The organism is Nocardiopsis xinjiangensis YIM 90004 (assembly GCF_000341145.1).
GTDB lineage: Bacteria > Actinomycetota > Actinomycetes > Streptosporangiales > Streptosporangiaceae > Nocardiopsis > Nocardiopsis xinjiangensis.
Genome location: NZ_ANBE01000021.1, coordinates 41,575 through 61,824, shown reverse-complemented (window position 1 = coordinate 61,824; position 20,250 = coordinate 41,575). Strand labels below are relative to the sequence as shown.

16 protein-coding genes are annotated in these 20,250 nt (G+C 67.5%); 11 read left to right on the top strand and 5 right to left on the bottom strand.

Annotation, left to right across the window (positions count from 1 at the left end; genetic code table 11):
- The first annotated feature begins 153 nt into the window (after positions 1 to 153).
- The 4 genes from eccCa (at position 154) to D473_RS0111170 (ending at position 6,953) form a co-directional block, all read left to right on the top strand.
- Positions 154 to 4,107 (top strand): type VII secretion protein EccCa, encoded by a 3,954-nt coding sequence (eccCa, locus tag D473_RS0111185; RefSeq protein ID WP_017609160.1) that lies wholly within the window; start codon positions 154 to 156, stop codon positions 4,105 to 4,107.
- Between the two features lie 806 nt (positions 4,108 to 4,913).
- Positions 4,914 to 5,129 carry a transposase family protein gene (locus D473_RS28695; protein ID WP_394296766.1) on the top strand — a complete coding sequence of 72 codons (216 nt, stop codon included), beginning with the start codon at positions 4,914 to 4,916 and terminating at the stop codon, positions 5,127 to 5,129.
- Positions 5,099 to 5,398: a transposase family protein gene (locus tag D473_RS28120; protein WP_017609157.1), complete on the top strand. Its 300-nt coding sequence runs from the start codon at positions 5,099 to 5,101 to the stop codon at positions 5,396 to 5,398. The genes D473_RS28695 and D473_RS28120 overlap by 31 nt, the downstream gene beginning before the upstream one ends.
- A gap of 220 nt (positions 5,399 to 5,618) precedes the next feature.
- Positions 5,619 to 6,953, top strand: a complete 1,335-nt coding sequence (locus tag D473_RS0111170) for a hypothetical protein (protein WP_152436817.1) — start codon at positions 5,619 to 5,621, stop codon at positions 6,951 to 6,953.
- A gap of 197 nt (positions 6,954 to 7,150) precedes the next feature.
- Here D473_RS0111170 and D473_RS27460 read toward each other — a convergent pair whose 3' ends face one another.
- Complete coding sequence (locus D473_RS27460) at positions 7,151 to 7,291, bottom strand: hypothetical protein (RefSeq protein WP_161626421.1); 141 nt, start codon at positions 7,289 to 7,291, stop codon at positions 7,151 to 7,153.
- Positions 7,292 to 7,646: 355 nt separating this feature from the next.
- Between D473_RS27460 and D473_RS0111160 the strand changes: the two genes are divergently transcribed.
- The 7 genes from D473_RS0111160 (at position 7,647) to D473_RS0111130 (ending at position 14,069) form a co-directional block, all read left to right on the top strand.
- Complete coding sequence (locus tag D473_RS0111160) at positions 7,647 to 8,807, top strand: hypothetical protein (RefSeq protein WP_017609154.1); 1,161 nt, start codon at positions 7,647 to 7,649, stop codon at positions 8,805 to 8,807.
- A 152-nt stretch (positions 8,808 to 8,959) separates the two neighbouring features.
- A complete protein-coding gene (locus tag D473_RS0111155; protein ID WP_017609153.1) occupies positions 8,960 to 9,295 on the top strand; it encodes a hypothetical protein in 336 nt (111 codons plus the stop codon).
- 75 nt (positions 9,296 to 9,370) lie between these two features.
- On the top strand, positions 9,371 to 9,667 hold the full coding sequence (locus tag D473_RS0111150) for a WXG100 family type VII secretion target (RefSeq protein WP_017609152.1): 297 nt from the start codon (positions 9,371 to 9,373) through the stop codon (positions 9,665 to 9,667).
- Positions 9,668 to 9,681: 14 nt separating this feature from the next.
- A complete protein-coding gene (locus D473_RS0111145) occupies positions 9,682 to 10,044 on the top strand; it encodes a hypothetical protein (protein ID WP_017609151.1) in 363 nt (120 codons plus the stop codon).
- Positions 10,045 to 10,102: 58 nt separating this feature from the next.
- Positions 10,103 to 12,457, top strand: coding sequence for a serine/threonine protein kinase (locus D473_RS0111140; RefSeq protein WP_017609150.1), 2,355 nt, complete (start codon positions 10,103 to 10,105; stop codon positions 12,455 to 12,457).
- Between the two features lie 93 nt (positions 12,458 to 12,550).
- Positions 12,551 to 12,976 carry a GerW family sporulation protein gene (locus D473_RS0111135; RefSeq protein WP_017609149.1) on the top strand — a complete coding sequence of 142 codons (426 nt, stop codon included), beginning with the start codon at positions 12,551 to 12,553 and terminating at the stop codon, positions 12,974 to 12,976.
- Positions 12,977 to 13,139: 163 nt separating this feature from the next.
- The gene (locus D473_RS0111130; protein ID WP_026126838.1) at positions 13,140 to 14,069 is read left to right on the top strand and encodes an AEC family transporter; all 930 of its coding nucleotides are present in this window, start codon (positions 13,140 to 13,142) and stop codon (positions 14,067 to 14,069) included.
- An 85-nt stretch (positions 14,070 to 14,154) separates the two neighbouring features.
- On the opposite strand, the gene D473_RS0111125 is transcribed toward D473_RS0111130, so the two are convergent.
- The 4 genes from D473_RS0111125 to pdhA all read right to left on the bottom strand — a co-directional run bounded on the left by D473_RS0111125 (position 14,155) and on the right by pdhA (position 20,119).
- Positions 14,155 to 15,795, bottom strand: a complete 1,641-nt coding sequence (locus tag D473_RS0111125; RefSeq protein WP_017609147.1) for an OmpA family protein — start codon at positions 15,793 to 15,795, stop codon at positions 14,155 to 14,157.
- 777 nt (positions 15,796 to 16,572) lie between these two features.
- Complete coding sequence (locus D473_RS0111120; RefSeq protein ID WP_017609146.1) at positions 16,573 to 17,988, bottom strand: dihydrolipoamide acetyltransferase family protein; 1,416 nt, start codon at positions 17,986 to 17,988, stop codon at positions 16,573 to 16,575.
- A 31-nt stretch (positions 17,989 to 18,019) separates the two neighbouring features.
- Positions 18,020 to 19,000 (bottom strand): alpha-ketoacid dehydrogenase subunit beta, encoded by a 981-nt coding sequence (locus D473_RS0111115; protein ID WP_017609145.1) that lies wholly within the window; start codon positions 18,998 to 19,000, stop codon positions 18,020 to 18,022.
- Positions 19,001 to 19,003: 3 nt separating this feature from the next.
- Positions 19,004 to 20,119 carry a pyruvate dehydrogenase (acetyl-transferring) E1 component subunit alpha gene (pdhA, locus tag D473_RS0111110; RefSeq protein WP_017609144.1) on the bottom strand — a complete coding sequence of 372 codons (1,116 nt, stop codon included), beginning with the start codon at positions 20,117 to 20,119 and terminating at the stop codon, positions 19,004 to 19,006.
- Positions 20,120 to 20,250: the final 131 nt, after the last annotated feature.

The window sequence follows — 20,250 nt, the reverse complement described above, 5'->3', positions numbered from 1 at the left end:
CGCGAGAACATCCCTAGCGTAACGACCTTCGCACTGAAAGCCCCTAGCGGACGGAAAGACAGTACTGTGGCGACGAGATCTGTCCCTCGGCCGGCCCGCAGCGTTCCCCCCGCCCCGGGGAACTCTCCACTGGTCATCGCGACACCCCCGCAGATGCCGGAGGACTCCCCCACCTCCAGCTCCGGCGCCATGATCATCATGCCGATCATCACAGGCTCGGGCTCCCTGTTGATGTCGATCACCATGGGCCACCGACCGCTCATGGCGGTCGCCGGCGTGATGATCATGATCGCCAGTGTCATCGTCGGCATCGTCATGTTCGTGTCCCAGCACAACGGGCCGCGCAAGCGCATCCGTGAGCAGCGTGAACGATACGTCGATTACCTGGATCAACTACGCGAGATCGTGCGCGAAGTCACCTCGACGCAGCGGGCGGACCATGCCTTCCGCCACCCGCCGCCGCACCTGCTGGTCGAACCGGCACGGTCGAGAGCCCGGCGGTGGGAACGGCGCCCCTCCGACCCGGACTTCCTGGACGCTCGTATCGGGTCCGGGATCCGTCCGTTGGCCCGGCGCCTCAAGCTGAAGCTGGACACCTCCTCCCCACTGATCGTCTACGATCCCGTGTGCCAAGGCGCGGCCGACCAGCTCATCGAGCTGTACGCCGATGTTCCCGAGATGCCGCTGGTCCTGCCGCTGAGCGAGTACGGCGTGGTCTCGATGGTCGGCGACCGAGCTGCGAGCCGCTCCATGGCCCGGTCGATGGTGGCCCAGTTGTCCGTCTTCCACTCCCCCAACGACCTCCGTGTCGGGGTGGTCCGTGACGGGCAGTTGCGCCCCCACTGGGAATGGCTCAAGTGGTTGCCGCACAACACGTTCGACGACGCCCGGGACGGGAACATGCCCGCCCGCTTCGTCACCGGCAACACCGTCCAGATCGCCGATCTGCTCACCGACGAGATCGAGCGCCGCACCGTCGACCTCCAGCGCCGCCGGGGCCGCAGCCCTGGACCCGGCACACAGCGCCTGGTGGTCGTCCTGGACGGGGAACAGCAGTCCACCCTGTCCGGGCTGGAGGCTGAAGCACCCGTCACGTCTCTCGCCGATCTGGGGATCCACGTCGTCGTTCTGGTCGCCGACAAGCGCGAGGAGCCCGAGAACGTCGACCTCAGGCTCTTCGTCGACGAAGAGGGACGGATCGAGGAGGACACCGAAGCCGACAAGCCTGACAAAGGCTCCGGCGACGACCGCGCGCCGCTCAAGGGAGACGCCGACCGGAGCGACGTCGCACAGATGACGGCCCTCGCTCGGATCCTGGCCCCCTTCGGCATCACGGCCATCGACGGCGACGACGCCATGCACGGCAATGTCGGGCTTCCCGACATCCTGGGGGTGGACGACGTGGCCAAGCTCGACACCCGCCGAACCTGGCGCAGGCGCAGCACCGGTGACTACCTGCGCGTACCCATCGGCATCGGCCCGAACGGCAACACGGTCCTTCTCGACCTCAAGGAGTCGGCGTTCGGTGGGATGGGTCCGCACGGACTCGTGGTCGGTGCGACCGGTTCCGGCAAGTCGGAGATGCTGCGCACCATGGTGGCTTCCCTGGTCATCAACCACTCCCCCGAGAACCTCGCTCTGCTCCTCGTCGACTTCAAGGGCGGAGCGACCTTCGCCGACACCGACCGGCTCCCGCACAGCGCAGGACTCATCACCAACCTCGCCGACGACGACTCGCTCGTCATCCGGTTCCGGGAGGCGACCTTCGGTGAGCTCGTACGACGCCAGCAGATCCTCAAGGAGGCCGGGAATCTCCCCAATCTGCACGCGTACGAAGCCGCCAGGGAGAAGAACCCCGACCTGGAGCCCCTACCGCATCTACTCATCATCATCGACGAGTTCTCCGAACTTCTCACCGCCCATCCCGACTTCGCGGAACTGTTCGTGGCCATCGGACGCATCGGCCGTTCCATCGGTGTGCACCTGCTCCTGGCCACTCAGCGGCTGGAGTCCGGCAAGATCAAGGGCTTGGAGTCCCACCTCTCCTACAGGGTGGGCCTGCGGACCTTCTCCGAGGCCGAGAGCCGGGAAGCCATCGGTGTCGGGGACGCCTACCACCTGCCCCCCGAACCAGGCTCCGGGTACCTGAAGGTGGACACCTCCGTCTTCGAGCGTTTCAAGGCCGCGATGGTGTCCCACCCCTACGAACCGCCGGCCGAGGAGGAGGACCAGGAACAGCAAGACCCGGTTCTCCCGCTGCTGTCCTACAACGGCCTGGAGAAACTGTCCGGAACCAACGAGCTCGTCGACTCCCTCATCGGCACTCTCCACGAGAAGAAGGAGGAGGCCGACGAGACCGAGGAGAAGCGCTCCATCCTGCAGGTGACCGTCGACCAGCTCGTCGCATCGGGTGCCGACCGTGTACGTCCCATCTGGGTGCCGCCCCTGCCCGAGAAGCTCACCCTCGACTCGGTGTTGGCGGATCTCGGCGAGGGGGAGATCGACGGCCCAGGAACGGAGCCACCCGCCCAGGAGATGCGTGCGGTCCTCGGCCTCACCGACATCCCACGGGACCAGAAGGTCGTGCCCACCGAGCTCGACTTCACTGGCGGTGAGGGCAATGTGGTCGTGCTCGGCGGCCCCCAGTCAGGGAAGTCGACGCTGCTGCGCACGATGGTCGCCTCGCTCTCGTGGCGCTACCCGCCCGGCCGCGTCAGTGTGTACGCCATCGACTTCGGTGGCGGCGGCCTCCAGGCGATGGACGAGTTGCCGCATGTGGCCGGCGTGGCCGGACGCGCTGACCCCGAGAAGGTGCAGCGCGTGCTGGTGGACGTGCGTGCCCAGTTGGACCGCCGCCAGCGGACGTTCCGCAAACACAAGCTCGACTCGCCGGCGGCACTGCGTCAGGCCCGGGCCGAAGGCAGTGTTCCCGCCAGTGTTCCGGGCGACCTCTTCCTGATCATCGACGGTTGGTCGGCGGTGCGCGACACCCTCGACGACGCCGACCAGGTCCTCACCGACATCGCCTCCCGCGGACCCTCCCTGGGTGTGCACACCATCCTGACCGGTGCGGCCAACTCACAGATCCGGTCCCGGTTGCAAGCGATGTTCGGCGGTCATTTCGAACTGCGGTTGAGTGACCCGATGGACTCCTCGGTCGGCCGGAAGATCGCCCAGGAGGTCCCCAAGGAGACCCCCGGCCGCGGTCTGACGACCGAGGAACGCCATGCCCACGTGGCTCTGCCCCGCGTCGACGGGGTGGCCTCGGACGAGGACATCGGTGCCGGGGTCCAGGACCTCACCGAGCGCGTGAAGAACCGCTGGCCGCAGAAGGCCGTCGAAGGGGTCAAGACCCTGCCCGAGCATGTGGACCTCGACGATCTGCTCAAGGGGCAACCCGCCCCACGCGGACGCAAGCTGGACCTTGTGCTCGGGTTGGCCGAGAGCTCGCTCGCGCCGGCCACCACCAACCTGGAGCGCGATCCGCACCTGGTGGTCTTCGGCGATCCGCAATCCGGCAAGAGCGCGCTCCTGCGCGGGCTGGCGACCCAGATCATGCGCCGCCCCTCGAAGGAGGTCGGCATCGTCATGGTCGACTTCCGCCGCAGCCACCTCGAGCTCATCCCCGATGAGTATCAGCTCGCCTACTGCACGACCGCCGAGCAGACCAATGCCGTGGCCCAGAACCTGGCGAGTTCACTCAACGAGCGCCTGCCGGGCCCGGACGTGACCCCCAAACAGCTGCGGAACCGGAGCTGGTGGTCGGGCCTGGACCTGTACGTCATCGTGGACGACATGGACATGATGGGTTCCCGCTCGAACCCGCTGGCCCCCTTGGCGAAGTACATCCCGCAGGGCTCGGATCTGGGCCTCCACGTCATCGCCGCCCGGCGTACGGGCGGTGCGGCACGAGCCATGTACGAACCGTTCATGCAGGCTCTCAACGACATGGCGGCCCCGGGCATGCTTTTCTCCGGTGACCGCATGGAGGGCCGCCTGGCCAACGGAATCCCTTCCCGCCCGCTTCCCCAAGGGCGGGCTCTCATCGCCCGCCGCGGGCAGCGCCCGGACCTGATCCAGGTGGGATGGAGCAAACCGCCCGCCTGATCCGAGTGGCCCGAGTGACCGATCCGCCGAACGTGGGTGTGTAGGAGATCTCCTACACACCCACGTTCTGTCGCACCTGTGCCCGAAAGTAGGAGGTTACGTACATGCAGTGATACCGAATGTAGTTCCATGGGGGAGGGCGTACACGCCCCTTCCTCCACGCTGAACGCCTGCCCCTGTCCCCCGCGAAGGAGCGATGAACGATGAGTTCGGAAGAAGTCGGCGCCAACACCTGGGAAGCCGCGAGCAAGGGCGAGCAGGCCGAAGCCCTCGCCGATGCGATGGCCGGCCTCGAAACGACCTTCGAGGCCCTAATGAGGTGATCTCAGCAACTGGGAATCAGCAGGCAACCGACAATCAAGACGAGAAGCGCATCCATGGGTGAACTTCCGTTCCCCTGACACAGGCGTGGAGCCCCAGGTAGAAGGCGAGATGTGGAATCTGCACCGGACCACCATGAAAGGCTCCACGTGGTTGCCTACCCTGCCACCCTCGTCGTGGACCAGGCCACCGTTTGGCACCTTTCGGCCCTGCTGAACGCCGAACGCCGACGCTGCGGCACCCGCACGGGCACCCGCTCCCTGACCTGCTGCAAACAGGCGGTCCTGATCTTGCGGTGGTTTCGCGATGACACGGCGATCGATGCTCTGGCCAGGGACAACCACATCTGTCGGGCCACCGCTACCGTTACGTCGACGAGGGTGTCCACGTGCTGGCCGACCAGGCTCCCGACCTGTACGAAGTGCTCGAACACGCCCGCCTGGCCCCCGAGGACCCTCTGATCCTGGACGGAAAACTGTTTCCTTGTGACCATTGTTCGGAGCCTGCCCCCTCTGGTGAGAGCGACCTTTGGATGCAGCGGCCATAAACACCACCACGGCGGCAACATCCAGTTCCTGTCCGATGCTCGTGGGGAACCGGTGTGGGTCTCGGAGGTCGAGCCCGGGTCCACGGCCGATATCACCGCCGCACGCCTGCACGCGTTCCCGCTTTGCACAAGGCCACCGCCGAGGGGCTGGTGATGTTGGCCGATCCCGCCTACGAGGGCGCCGGGGTGGGTGTGCGCACTCCGATCAAGCGTCCGCCCGAGGTCGACGAGCGCCGCCGGCATGTCGATGACCGTGCCCATAACCGGCTCCTACGCGGCCTGCGATGCATCGGCGAGCGTGCCATGGCCGTGCTCACCGGCAGGTGGAGGGCACTGCGCCACACCACGACGGGCCCGTCCAAGATCGGGATGATCGTGCAAGCCGCGTTGGCTCTGACGAATATCGAAAAGCAAACTCGCTGAGATCACCTCAATGACGCATGGCGGGAACTTTTCCACGATTCGTGGCACGGAACGGAATTCAATCACGATGAAGCAGTAAGTGAATACATCGATGCCCACAATGTCACTCGTGAAAAAATTCAAGAAGAGCTCGACGCGACCCAACTCTAGATCTTTGGTGAAATTAGTTTCTTTGGGCTACAAATTTATGAGACTAGCATGCAACGCAATAATATCTTCGGTGTCCATTTCCGTGTTTCTGGCTGGGTGCTCCGTCAACAGCACTGAAAACCAGAACCCCGGCCCCGAGCCTTTGGCCGGCCACGCTCTCGAACACCACACCACCGATATCCCGCCCGACCCGGGCCCCGTCCCGAGCACCGTCACCGAGACCGCCTGGACCTGGGAAGGCACCCCCGGCACCACCATCCAGGCCATCCACCCCACACCCAGCGGTGCCCTGATCGAACTCAACAACGGCCTCATCGGCATGGACACCACCACCGGCGAAACCACCTGGAGCTACCTACTCCCCGACTCCACCGACCTCGAGGAAGACGAAACCGACCTGGCCCTCACCCCCGACGGCACCATCGCCGCTTTCTCCCCCGGCCAGACCACCGTCCTACTCGACACCGCCACCGGCCAAGAACACCAACGCATCGACCACCAAACCGAGGGCAGCGACGACCTGTTCACCCCCACCCGCCTCGGCCTGCCCCACACCACAGGCAACCTCACCTCCACCAGCGACCACGACCTCCACCTGACCCTGACCCCCTGGGAACACCAGGACCAGGATCAGGACACCGGATGGGAAACCACCCTGCCCGGATGCGACGACGGCAACAACGCCATCATCGAACAAGGCCTACTCACCGACGAGACCGCCGTCATCGTCCACACCTGCCCCACCCAAGACCCCGCCCTCACCGGCATCGACCTACAAACCGGCGAACAAACCTGGCACCTCCAACAAGGAGACGACTACCAACCCGACGAAAACGTCTACCCGATTCCGTTGTCTCCGAGAAAGACGGATTTCTTCGTATCCGATGACCTGCTGGTATTGGAGAACATCTCCCTTCAACGCGGAACCGTCGTCATCGACACCACCACCGGCGACCTCATCACCGATGACCTACCCAGCACCGCCGATGACTCCCTACTCCGTGTCTTCCCTAACGGATACTTGAACGTTGTGAGTAACAGCTCCGAACACAATAAAGTTCGGTACGAACTACGTGACTTCGACGGATCTGTCCGCGACACCATCTCCACGGACGAGAACGTGGCCCGAGGAAGTAATCATAGTTTTGTCCTCCTGGAAGAATCATTGGTCAAACTGCGTCTAACCGGCGAAGAAAAAGAACAGGAAATCGTCGTCCTAGAGTGGGGCAACGATAACGACCATCGCATCCCCCTCAACATCGAGCTCAACACCGAAGATATACTCAACTCCGACCGGCTCAATCGCGAAGTCGGTCCGATGACTTTCCGAGAGGTACCGGGAGCCGTCCTCCTACGCGAGTTCCCCAGAAATGACCACACCCCGCGCCTGACCGCACTCCGATGAAACCCCGCACCACTCTCGTCACCACAGCCACCCTGGTTCTCCTGGCCACCGCAGGCTGCACCGCCCCCGACCCACTGCGAGTCGAGCACCACACCACTGGTAGCGGCAGCATCGATCCCCAGGACCAGGAAAAACCTGTCCGAATCCACAAAGCCGGACCCGATCCCGACACACCTGCCGACACCTTCTTCATCGGCTCATCGCAGACCATCGAGGCCCATGTGCTCCACCACAGCATCCAACGGCTCATCGACCAGGGCACCTTCGCTCCGGAGGACCTCGATCAGGACACGTTCGCGGATCCGGAGCGCCACCAACTCCGCGACCCCAGCGATCACTTGTGCTACCACGATGTACAGCTGAACGATCTTCGTGACGCACTCGAAACAATTACTCAGCGAGAGCCAGATCACTTCTTGGTGCGCTCATACCTGAAAAATCGCCGTTCCGCGCACCGTTCTGGACCGATGGCCGGAATCGGCCAAACCCTACCGACAGGCACACGCTCGAACCGGCACCGAGTCGCCGCAGACGGGCTGGACAGGCCTTCTGCCCTGTATGAACGCCGTGCGGCCACTGTCAGAGAAGTGCCTCCGTGTCCCGTACTGCGCGGACCGAACCATAACCTTTCGGGGGGAGTCACATCTTCAGTCCCTGCGTTCCCTCGCCTCTGCCCCGAAAGGTAGGTCCTGCATGCGGCGCCCTCTCGCCCTGCTCTCGGCCGTGTGCGTGCTCTGTGTGGCCGCGTGCAGCGAGACGGGGGACGACGGCGACGCCGGGGCGCCCGAGACCGTCGACGACCTGGCGGAGCAAGGCCCCTCCGGGCTCGCTCTACTGCACCGCGGTCACGAGGGCGGCGACCCCGAGACCGACCAGACGCTGGTTTTTCACGACCCGGAGACCGGGCAGCCCGAGCAGCGCTTCGGCCTTCCCGAGGGCGCCGTCGACGCGATGGCGGAGGGACCTCAGGTACACGCACAGTTCTCCGAGGACTGGATGGTGTTCGTGTACGCCACGGAGGAGCCCAACGCCGTGAACATCGCGATGCTGACCGAAGCCGAGGACGCTGAGAGCTCCTCTCCGGAGGACGAGGAGAGCGGTGAGGACCCCACGCAGTTCAGCTACGAAGCCGTGGAATCGGTGCCGCCGGCCAACGGCGAAGTCGTCTCGGACCCCGTCGTGCACGAGGACCGCGTGTGGTACGTCTCGGACGCCCCTGAGGGCCCCAACCCACCGCAGGTCCTCTCGGTCCCCCTGGAGGCGCCCACCGGCACCCCGAACCAGGAAGGAACCCTCGCCCTCGGTGAGAACCAAGCCCCGAGCGACTGGGCCCTGACCCCCGAAGGCGCCCTCCACATCCGCGACAGCGTCCAGACCGAACAGCTCAACGGGGGTGGCAACCTCGTGGTGCGGCGCACCGGCGAGACGGTCGTCAACGCCACTCTGACCACCGACGGAGAACAGTGGCAGACCTTCGACGGTGCGGCCGTGTGGGGAGAAGGCACCGCCCTGCTGCGCCCCGATCCCTCCCCCGAGGACGAAGATCCCCCTCCGGGCGCTTACCTGGTGGAGGCCGACGGACAGGATTACACTGAAGCCCGTCTGCTCGAGGACGAATCCGGTCCCGTGGTGCAGTACGCCCTGACTCCAGAGCGTGATGCCGTGCTCCTGCAGACGGAGGACCAATGGTTCCGTATCGATCTCGACGACTCCGGGAAGACGGAGTCGACGGAGGAGGCCTTCCCTGTCCTGCACGACTCCTCCATGAACGGCTGGCCCCTGGCCGTGCGGTGGGTACGTGACCCCGTCCCCGTCGACCCGAGCAGCGCTCCCTCTCCGGACGCCCAGCAATAGGAACGAAAATTACTCCGTCCCTTCGAACCACCTGGAGTAATTGACGCACCCGGATCGGGATGGCTATCGTTCCCGATGTAAACTTCTGGCCTCCTGTTCCTTGTCCCCCACTGAACAAGGAACGGTTATCCCAATCCAACAGAAAGGGAACCATGTCCGGAACAGGTCTTGAAAATTTCGATACACTCGGCACCGGTGGCGAGCAGCTCGCACAGGAGTCGGAGTCGATCCAGCGTCAGATGAGCCAGCTCATCGACGACATGTCCGAGGACGCCAAGGTCCTCCAAGGTGAGGCCCTCAAGGAGTTCAACGAAGCCAAGAGGGCGCTCACCGAAAGGTTCGAAGAGCTCATGTCCTGGTGCTCCCAGAACGGCATCAAGTTGAACGAGGGCCAGTCCCAGTTCAGCACCACCGACATGGATTCCAGCGACGTCCTGGGCCAGTCGGGCGCCGACCTCGGCGGTCTCAACCGCCCGGTCAACGCCTGATCACACAGGTACCAGCCCGTCTTCACGGCGCTTCGGCACCGAGACCACGATCCCGCCTCAGGAAAGGGCGTCTTCATGTCCGCCAGCAATTTCGACGTCTACGGTGACGCGGCCGGCCTGCAGGGTCTCGCCGAGGACCAGCAGGCCCACCTCGGCCGCTTCACCGCGATCATGAGTCAGATCAACGAACAGTCGGAAATGACTGTCAGCCAGTGGGAAGGCTCCGGCAGCCCCCAATTCCAGGCCAAGGCTCAGGAGTACGACACACATTTCTCGGACGTGAACTCGGCCTTCGCCAAGTTGATCAACGCGACCGATGACACCGCGAACAACTACAACAGGCTCAACCAGTACCTCGACGGGTTGTTCTAGTAAGCTCGACGACGATGTCCATCCAGGCCCCTGCACCGTCGGCGGCGTCGGCCGACCCGGATCCGCAGCTCCCGGAGGCGTTCCATTACACGCCTGACGAGGAGAAGTACGTCCTGCAGGCCGACGCCCTCCGGCACCGACAACTCCGGTCGGCCCTGCTGTACGGTTCGAGCCGTTACTGGCGTCGACGGCAGCGGGTGTGGCCCGCGGTGATCGGCGGGGCCATCGTCACAGGACTCGTGTGCGGGATCATCGCCCTCATCGGCGCCTTCGAACGACAACAGGAGGTGAACGAGGAGCGCGGATTCGGACAGTTCCGGCAACAGTCGGTCCAGATCCTGCCCCACGACTCCCCCCTGCTGTCGGATCCCCTCTGAACCCCGCACACGTCAGAACCACCGTCCCTTTCCAACACGAACAGGGGGTCGACCTCGCATGTCCGGCTCCGCTCCCGAGGCAGAGTGGGCTCCCGGGTACACTTCCGCAGCGCTCCTGCTGCAGGGGCGCCGTGCCCGCATCGTCCGTGCCACTCGTGTCACCAGCGGTGCCGAGGTCGTCCTCAAGGTCCTGCCCCCCGACGCCGGCCGGGCAGAGATCGGCCATCTGCAGTCACTCGACGGGGTACCGGGCGCGGTACCCGTCCTGGACGCCGGGACCACCTCCGATGGGGCGTTCTTCGTCGTCCTGCCCTTCTACCCCGACGGTTCGTTCGGGGAGATGTTGGCCAAGAAGGGACCCGCGCCCATCCAGGAGGCCGCTGCTGTATCGCGCAGTGTTGCAGCCGCCCTGGGCGCCGTCCACGGCCGCGGCCTCGTACACAACGACGTCTGTCCAGGCAACGTGCTGCGCGCCGGACGCACCCCCGTACTCACCGGTTTCGGCGCTGTCCACCGGGCAGGGGAAGCGCTGCCTCCACCTCCCCCGTCCATGGAGTCCTTCCTGCACGCGCCCCCCGAGGCACTGCAGGGCGAGCCACGGACCTCCGCCTCGGACATCTACCAGCTCGCGTCCACCATCTGGACCATGCTCGTGGGTCACGCACCGTTCGCAACGACGGACGGCAGCCCTTTCGATCCTCACCAGTACGCGAACCGGGTGTTGCAGGACACCCCGCCCCCGGTACGCCGGTCCGACATCTCGCGCAGCCTCCGGCAGGTCCTCACCCGTGCCCTGTCCAAGAACCCCCGAGACCGCTACGCCACCACCGCGGACTTCGCCACGGCCTTCGAGCGAGCGCGCACCGGCCGGGTCGCCACCTCGCCTCAGAGGGATGGTGGGCAGTCGGCCGAGCAGCCCCCCGAGACCACACCTGCCGTAACTCCGTCCGGTCCCCAGGCCCCACTCTGGCCCTCCGGCCCCCAGGTCCCGCACGGCACCGTCTCCTCCGGGCCCCAGGATCCACACGACTCAGCGCAGCCGGATCCACGAGCGCCCCACGGTACAGCGCCCCCAGGGCACCAGGACCCGCCTCCGCAGTCCCCCTCCGGAGGGCAGATTCCTCCGGAGCCCTCACCCTCCTCCCGTCCTCGAGATGCATTCGAAGGACCGACGCCTTCGTCTGCCCCGGACGCACAGACCGGGTCGTCCTTGTCGGCTCCCGCTCACGAGGAGCCCCGGGGCCCATACCGTCCTGTGCCCCCCGCTCCCGTCGCACCACCGCCCGGTCCCTCGCCGGAACACCACCGGGAAGGTCAGTTCCACTCGCAGACCCCTGTACCTCCGCCCCCTGTGCCGCAGGGAACGTCTCCGGACCAACGGACCCCCGAGACCCCGCACGTCCCCGACGCTGTACAGCCGCACGGTGTCGAAAACACTGCTCCGTCCTCCGACGACACCCACTTGGGCGAGAACGCCGGGGCCAGACCCCGACCGCGAGCGCTACCGACCCCCGAAGAACGCGAACGCAACGGCGTGATGCCGGAGGAGGTGCCCAACGGCACCGCCGACCTGATGATGGCCAGGCTCCGGGGCGAGGAGATCTCTCCCCTGCGTGCGTGGTCACGTCTCGAAGGTTGGCGTGGCGATGCGGAGTCTTCCCGTCTCCCCGTCGAGAAGGGGCGGGAGAAGGAGAACGAGGGGTGGGAAGCGCTCGATGTCCCCCCGAGCGGTCTTCCGCGGTGGCGTCGACAAATGCACATCGCCGTAGCTGTCTGCGGCACGCTCGTGGTCACGCTGGTCACCAGCTCCTTCGCTGCCACCAACACCTCCGGGCCGATGATCGCGGCTGCCGAGAATTCCGATTCGGAGGAGGACGGTGGCTCTGACGAATCCGGCTCGGAGGAGCAGGCCGCCACCGAGGCCGAGCCGGTCGAGCCATCTCCCCCACCCGAGGTGGCCGAGCCGAGCGGGGTCGCCCTGGAAGACGCGCTCAGCGCCGTCACACTCACTTGGACCGACAACAGCGGCGGCACCGCTGACTACTTCGTGCTCGGCAGCATCCGAGGCCAGGACCCCGAAACCCTGGCACGCACCGGTCCCGGAGCAGAGACCGCACAGGTCGACACCCCGAACAACTCCGCCGAGTACTGCTACACGGTGATCGCTGTCGAGGGGGCCGCATCCCCTGCGGACGAAGTCTGCACCACCCGTGCAGCCGACCGCGCAGAGGCAGAGCGTGAGGCCGAGCGTGAGGCCGAGGAGGCCGCGGAAGAGGAAGAAGAGAGCGAGGACGAAGCCGCCTCGGACGAGGATGAAAGCGCCGACGACGCGGACGACACCTCGGGTTCCGGGTCCGGCAGCTCCGATTCCGGTGGAGGCGGTTCCGGTTCCTCCGGCGGCTCGGGCGATTGACCGGTAACGGACACACCGGACGGAGCGCCCCCGCAGGGTTCGGTTGCGGCTATAGCGTGACATCGGTTGACCGTGCTCCGGAAAGGAACGCCCATGTCCGACCAGACCAGCCCCACGTTGTCCGTACTCGGCCGCCTCATCGACGGGGTCCGTGAGAGCGCTCGAGCCACGACGGTGTTCGGCGCCCCGGTGACCTCCGGGGAGACCACGGTCGTCCCCGTGGCCCGGGTGGGGTTCATCAGCTCCATGGGAGGCGGGATCAGCCGCGCGGCCATGCTCGGCGGCGACGGCGCGGGCGGGATCGGGGCCGTGAGGGCCCGGCCCTCGGGGTTCATCGTGCTCGACGGTGAGGGCGCGGCTTTCCGTCCGATCCGTCAGCCGGCGACGAAGCTGGCCCTGCCGTTGGCGGCGATCACGGCGGTGGCCCTCACGCGCATCGTGACGGTGTCCGTGCGCGAGGCCCGTCGGCGCAAGAAGCTCGAGGCGAGGCGGGCCGAGGGGGAGAACGCCGCGGACTGAACGCCCGACGACCCTCGAACGCAGGCCGGTGCCGCGCGGCACCGGCCTTTCCGTTGTGCGCGCCCCGGAGCGTATTGGTGCGACCCGGGACGTATCGGCTCGGAGCAGGTCGGATAACGTGCTCCACGCTGTTGAGCACGTGCAGACGACGGGGGGGCGCTTCTTGTCCGGGGTCATAACAGGGTTCGGGGTCATCGCGAGCATCGTGGTGGTGGGTTACCTGCTCGGACGGTGGCCGGTCCTGGGGCCGAGCGGGCGCGAGGTGCTGCACAAGCTCGCGTTCTACGTGGCGAGCCCGGCGCTGCTTTTCACGTTGCTTGCCGACACGGATCTGACGCTGCTGGTGTCGGGGCCGGTCGTGGTGAGCCTGCTGAGCGTGTTCGCCGTCGCGTCCGTGTTCATCGTCGTGGGGCTGGTGCGGCGTTGGGGTGTGGGACGCACGACGGTGGGGACGTTGTCGTCGAGTTACGTCAACGCCGGGAACCTGGGACTGCCGGTGGCGGCGTACGTGTTGGGTGACGCGACGCTGGTGGCGCCGATCCTGTTGTTGCAGTTGTTGCTCATGGCGCCGGTGGGACTGACGCTGTTGGACCTGAACCGGGGTGAGGTACGCGGCGTGGGCCCGGTGGTGCGGCGGTCGTTGGGGACACCGGTACGCAATCCGATCCTCATCGGTTCGTTGGCGGGTGTGGCGGTCTCGGCGTCGGGCTGGACGCCGCCGGGGCCGTTGATGGAGCCGTTCGAGTTGGTCGGGGCGATGGCGGTCCCGGCGATGCTGTTGGCCTTCGGGATATCGCTCAACGGGAGCCGGATGCCGGGGCGCGGGCCGGACAAGGCGCCGATGTTCCTGGCGGTGGCGCTGAAGTCGGTGCTGCAGCCCGCGGTGGCGTGGGTGCTGGGAGCGTGGGCGTTCGGCCTGGGCGCGGCGGACCTGTTCTCGGTGGTGGTGCTGGCGGCGTTGCCGACGGCGCAGAACGTGTTCAACTACGCCTCGCTGTACCGCACGTCCGAGACGATGGTGCGGGAAGTGGTACTGGTGACGACGGTTCTGACGGTGCCGGTGCTGCTCACGGTGACGCTGTTCCTGGGTTGACCGCACCGGACCCGCACACGCCACGGGCCCGCCCCGAAGGGACGGGCCCGCACGCTACTGGGCTTTCTCGTTACTGCTGTGCCCGCTAGTTGCTGAAGGGCACACCCTCGATCTCGCCGAACGGCCCGGCACGCAGGGTCATGTCGCCGACCTCGCTGGGCGGGGCGGAGAACACGGCGATGAGCTGGTAGCTGTTGCCGGGCTGCATCTCGTGCACCTCGTCGGCGAACGGCCCCATGCTGCCCTCGCCGAACTGGAAGTAGGTGATGTAGCGGGCCAGGTCGGAGTCGGGTTCCAGGAGCTGGAAACCGCCCAGGGTGCCGTCGGTGAAGTCCGCGGGGGCGCCGGGGAGCACACCGTCTTCGCCGGTCAGGTCGGGGGTGACGGGGTCGTCGCTGGTGTTGGTCAGCGAGACGGTGCTGATGACGTAGGCGCCGTCGCGCACCAGGGGGTGCACGTCGAGCTGGACGTCCTCGTAGGTCTCGGTGGCCACGATCTCGGCGTCGGCCTCCTCGATGAAGTCGGCGGGCGGGAAGACGTTACGGTCGCTGGAGCCCAGCACGTCCTCGTCGCGTTCGGCGGACTGGCCGTCGATGTCGGCGGGGTCGACGGGGTACTCGAACTCGACGCGGCGGTTGCGGGCGCGGGCCTCCTCGTCGTCGGAACCGCCCTCCTCGGCGACGGGTTCGTCGGCGCCCCGGCCCTCCAGCTCGAAGGTGAAGTCACCGCCCAGCTCCTCCTCCAGGACCTCGCGCACGGTCTCGGCCCGCTCCTCCGAGAGGGTCTCGTTGTAGTCGTCTGCGCCCTTGCCGTCGGTGTGCCCGATCACGGTGATCTCGCGCTGGTCGGGGTCGATGTTGTTGCCGACGGAGGCGGCGGCCTCACGCACGACCTCCTCGGCCTCTCCCGTCAGTTCGGCCTCGTCGAACTCGAACATCACGTCGGCCTTCAGAGCGACGGTCTCGGTGTCCCCGTCGCGGGTCGTGGAGGTGGTCTCGGAATCGACGAAACTCTCCAGCCCGCCGACCATCTCGACCTGGTCGCCGTCGGGGCGCCGGTTCTCGAACTCGATGACGTCGCCGGCCTCCGGGGCCGGGTCACCCGCGTCGCCGCCCATGTCGGCGCCGTTGGGGTCCTCGGGGTCGGACCGCTCCTCGTCCACGTCCTGGATCGGGAGCCCGGTCATGGCTCCCAGGCCGCTGCCCACGTAGGTGAGTTCGGTGACGTCGTCGGAGAAGCGGGGGAAGTAGAGGCGGTGCACGTTGGTGGCGTCGGTCTCCACCGGGAAGAGGCCGTCGCTGCGCGGGGGCACCGAACCGTAGGGGGCGTCGCTGCCGTCCTGCAGGGGGCCGGCGGTCACGCCGCTGACGGGGTCGACGAGGATCGGCGGCAGGCCGAGGGTGGTGTTGCTGCCCCTCAGGGGTGCGCGGATCGTCGTCTCGTAGTGCAGCACCATGTGGTCGTCGGTGCGCTCCAGGCCGGTGACGGAGAAGGTGGTCTCCACGTCCTGGCCGGTGTCGAGGAAGATCGGGCCTTCGCGGGTGTAGGGGAAGTCGGCCTCGACCTCCTCCTCGCGGGGTTCATCGACGTTCTCGGTGTCGGGGTCCTCGCGGTCGCCCGTGAGGTCGCGGACCACACCGCAGCTGGTCAGGGCCGTGGTCGCCGCGAGGACGGCGGCGGTCACCGCCAGGCCTCGTGCGGCTCGGGGATCGGTGGTCAGGGACATGTGGGGGGCCTTCCTCGCGATCGTCCTGATGGCCGGTAGGACTCCGCCCCCGGGCGTTCGGTTCCGACCTGAACGGTTCGGTCCGGTTCCGGCCGCTACGGTTGGGCGGCCCCACCCGGACCTGAGCCGTGGTGCAGGGCCCTCGGTGTGTCATGCGCCGCTCCTCGTCCACGCCCTGGATCGGGAGTCCGGTCATGGCGCCCGGTCCGCTGCCCACGTAGGTGACGTGGGTGACCTCGTCGGACAGGCGCGGGAAGTACCAGCGGTATTCGTTCCTTGATCCGCCTGCGGGCGGATTCGGTGCGCTTCTTCTGCAACTCCCGTCGCAGCTCGAGCCGGCGCCTGCGGTAGCGGTCGAGTTTGCGTCCCGCAGGTTGGTCCAGGGATTTGCCGCCCGCACCTGCGCATACCTGTGGGACGAGCACTTCTGGTCCCCGTCCTCCTGCACGGCCTCATTCGGGGGCGCACCGCTCGCTGTGGCCGAGGGGTACATCGCGGCCCCGGAGAAGCGATGCCTCCCGAGCGTGAACGCCCGGGGCTCCTCGCTGGAGCCCACCGAACATCTCTGCTCCGGGGCTCCGCGTGTCCGAAGGCCACGCGGAACCGGACCCCGCGCCCGTGGGGCGTTCCAGGTGTCGCCTGCCCGCCAGAGGGCACACCTGTACAAGGGCCTGTCCCTCTCCCCCTTTGAGGGACGGGCCCGCCTCGCGGGAAGGGCCCGGACGCGACCGCACGGTCGTGTCCGGGCCCTCACTCGTGTCGGGTCTCTTCCAGCGGTCAGCCCCAGGCCAGAGCGGTCAGCTCCGGGTCCTCCAGGGCGGTACCGATGTCGCGCAGCACCTTCGAGCCGAGCTCGCCGTCGACGAGCCGGTGGTCGAAGGAGAGCGCCAGCGTGGTCACCTTGCGCACGGCCAGTTCGCCCTCGTGCACCCACGGCATGTCGCGGATCTGCCCGAACGCGAGGATGGCCGCCTCACCGGGGTTGATGATCGGGGTCCCGGCGTCGACGCCGAACACCCCGACGTTGGTGATGGTGATGGTGCCGCCGGACATGTCGGCCGGGCTGGTCTTTCCTTCCCGCGCGGTCTCGGTGAGCCCCTTGAGGGAGGCCGCCAGCTCGGGCAGGGCCTGGGCGTGGGCGTCCTTGATGTTGGGCACCACCAGGCCGCGGTCGGTGGCGGCCGCGATTCCCAGGTTCACGTAGTCCTTGAGCACGATCTCCTGGTTCTCCCCGTCCCAGGAGGAGTTGACCTCGGGGTGGCGCCGCACCGCCATGAGCAGTGCCTTCGCGACCAACAGCAGCGGCGAGACCTTGACGTCGGCGAAGTCGGGGCGCTCGCGCAGCCGTTTGACCGCGTTCATCGTCCCGGTGATGTCGATCTGCAGGAACTCGGTGACGTGCGGCGCGGTGAAGGCGCTGTCGACCATGGCGGCGGCGGTGTGCTTGCGCACGCCCTTGACGGGGACACGGCGCTCGCGGGCGCTCTGGTCCCCGGCCGCCGGTGCCGGTCGTGCGGCTGCGGCGGGCTCGGGCGCCGCGGTGGCGGGTTCGGCCGCCGACCGCACGTCGTCGCGGGTGACGATGCCGTCGGTCCCCGTGGGGGTGAGCGACGCCAGGTCGACACCGAGGTCCTTGGCGAGCTTGCGCACGGGGGGCTTGGCCAGCGGCCGTCCCTGTGCGGCCGCTCCGTTCGGCGCGGCCGGTTCGGCCGGTGCCGGCGCGGCGGGCTCGGGCTCCGGGGCCGGTGCCGTCGGCACCGTGCCCGCCGGGGCGTGGCGGCGGCGGGCGCGGCGCTGGGTGGGCGCGGCCTTCTCCCCGTAGCCGACCAGGGGTTTCTCCTTCTCCTCACCGTCGTCGGCGGGGGTCTCGGGTGCGGCGGTCGTGGCCGTTCCGCCGTCGGAGGCACCACCTCCGGAGCCGGTGCCGTCGTCGATGGTGATGATGACCGTGCCGACCTCGACGGTCTCGCCCTCCTGGGCCCTGAGCTCCTTGACGGTGCCCGCGTAGGGGCTGGGCAGTTCCACGACCGCCTTGGCCGTCTCGATCTCGCAGATCATCTGATTGACGGTGAGCTCGTCGCCCGGTGCCACGTACCAAGTGAGCAGTTCGGCCTCGACCAGGCCCTCACCGACGTCGGGCAGTTTGAACGCGTGCACGCCGTCGACCGCGGGGTCGCTCTTCTGAATCGCCATGTCCTCTGTCTTCCCCTGTCTGCCTCGCCGTCTAGTACGCGAACGCGCGGTCCACACCGTCCAGAACGCGGTCAAGATCCGGAAGGTAGTGCTCCTCCAGACGCGACTGCGGGTACGGGGTGTCGAACGCGGTGACGCGGATGACGGGCGATTCCAGGTGGTAGAAGCACTCCTCGGTGACACGTGCGGCGATCTCCGCTCCGGGGCCGCCGGTGAGGGTGGCCTCGTGGGTGAGGACCAATCGGCCGGTGCGCTTCACCGACTCCACGATCGTGGGGTAGTCGACCGGCGCGAGCGAGCGGAGGTCGATCACCTCCAGCGAGTGGTCGGTGTCGGCCTCGGCGGCCTGCAGGGCGGTCTTGATCATGGGCCCGTAGGCGAGCAGGGTCGCGTCGGTGCCCGGGCGGGCGATGCGGGCCGCCCCCATGGAGAGGGCGTCGTCGAAGGCGGTGCCGGTGTCGACCTCGGCCTTCTCGTAGTAGCGGCGCTTGGGTTCGAGGAAGATGACCGGGTCCTCGCTGCGGATCGCCTGTTGGATGCCCCAGTAGGCGTCCTCGGGGTTGGCGATCGTCATGACGCGCAGACCCGGGGTGTGCGTGAAGTAGGCCTCGGGGGACTCGCTGTGGTGCTCCACGGCGCCGATGCCGCCGCCGTAGGGGATGCGTATGACCAGCGGCACGCTGAGCTTGCCGGCGGAGCGGCGGCGCATCTTCGCGAGCTGGGTGAAGGTCTGGTTGGTGGCCGGGAAGAAGAACCCGTCGAACTGGATCTCCACGACCGGACGGTAGCCGCGCAGGGCCATGCCGATCGCGGTGCCGACGATGCCGGACTCGGCCAGCGGGGTGTCGATGACCCGGTCGGCGCCGAAGTCCTTGTGCAAGCCGTCGGTGACGCGGAAGACCCCGCCGAGGCGGCCGACGTCCTCGCCCATGACCAAGACCTTGGGGTCGTGCTCCATGGCGGCGCGCAGGCCGGCGTTGATGGCCTTGCTGATGGTGAGTTTGCTCGTCATGGCCTACCGGCCCCCTTCCGCCCCGGCACCCTCGAACGAGGCCAGGTACTCCGCGAATTCGGACCGCTGCTGGTCGATGTGGACGTTGGGTTCGGCGTAGACCTCGTCGAAGATCTCGAGCGGTTCGGGGTCGGGCAGGGCTCGGCACTGGGTGCGCACCTGCTCGCCGATCCGCTCGGCCTCCTCGTCCACGGAGGCGAAGAACGCGTCGTCGGCCAGGCCGTTGTTCTCCAAGTAGCGCCGGACCCGCAGGATGGGGTCCTTGGCCTTCCACTCGTCGAGCTCGGCGGAGGCGCGGTAGCGGCTGGGGTCGTCGTTGGTGGTATGGGCGCCCATGCGGTAGGTGAAGGCCTCCACCAGGGTGGGCCCGTTGCCCTCGCGGGCGTTGGTGAGCGCGGCACGGGTCACGGCCAGGCAGGCCAGGACGTCGTTGCCGTCCACGCGCATGCCGGGGAAGCCGTAACCGGCGGCGCGGCGGTAGATGGGGGCGCGGGACTGCCGGCCCTGGGGCTCGGAGATCGCCCACTGGTTGTTCTGGCAGAAGAAGACGACCGGCGCGTTGTCGACGGCGGCGAAGTTGAACGCCTCGTTGGTGTCGCCCTGGCTGGTGGCTCCGTCACCGAAGTAGGCGATCACGGCACTGCCGTCCTCGCCGACGGCGCCGTCGCGCTGGATGCCCATCGCGTAGCCGGTCGCGTGCAGGGCCTGGCTGCCGATGACGATGGTGTACAGGTGGAGCCCGTGTTCGTGGGGGTCCCAGCCGCCGTTGGTGACGCCGCGGAACATGCCGAGCAGTTCCTCGGGTTCGATGCCCCGGCACCAGGCGACGCCGTGTTCGCGGTAGGACGGGAACGCCATGTCGCGGTCGGTGAGCGCACGCGCGGAGCCGATCTGTGCGGCTTCCTGGCCGAGCAGGGAGGCCCAGAGGCCCAGTTCGCCCTGGCGTTGCAGGGACACCGCCTCGCTGTCGACGCGGCGGACCAGGACCAGGTCCCGGTACAGAGCGCGGACCTCGTCCGCGCTGATCTCCAAGGGGTAATCAGGGTGGCCCGTGAGCTCACCTTCGGGTGTCAGGAGCTGGATGAGCTCCGGTTCCTCGTGCGCGGTGGTGTCCGACACGTTGCTCCTCGGGTTCTCGGGGCCGAATTCGCGCGGGTGGCGCCGATCGGCCGGATCAAGGTCCGCATCGCACCCGGGGTGTGGGCACAGCGGACAGCCCTCCCCATATCGTGACAGAACTCACCATGGAG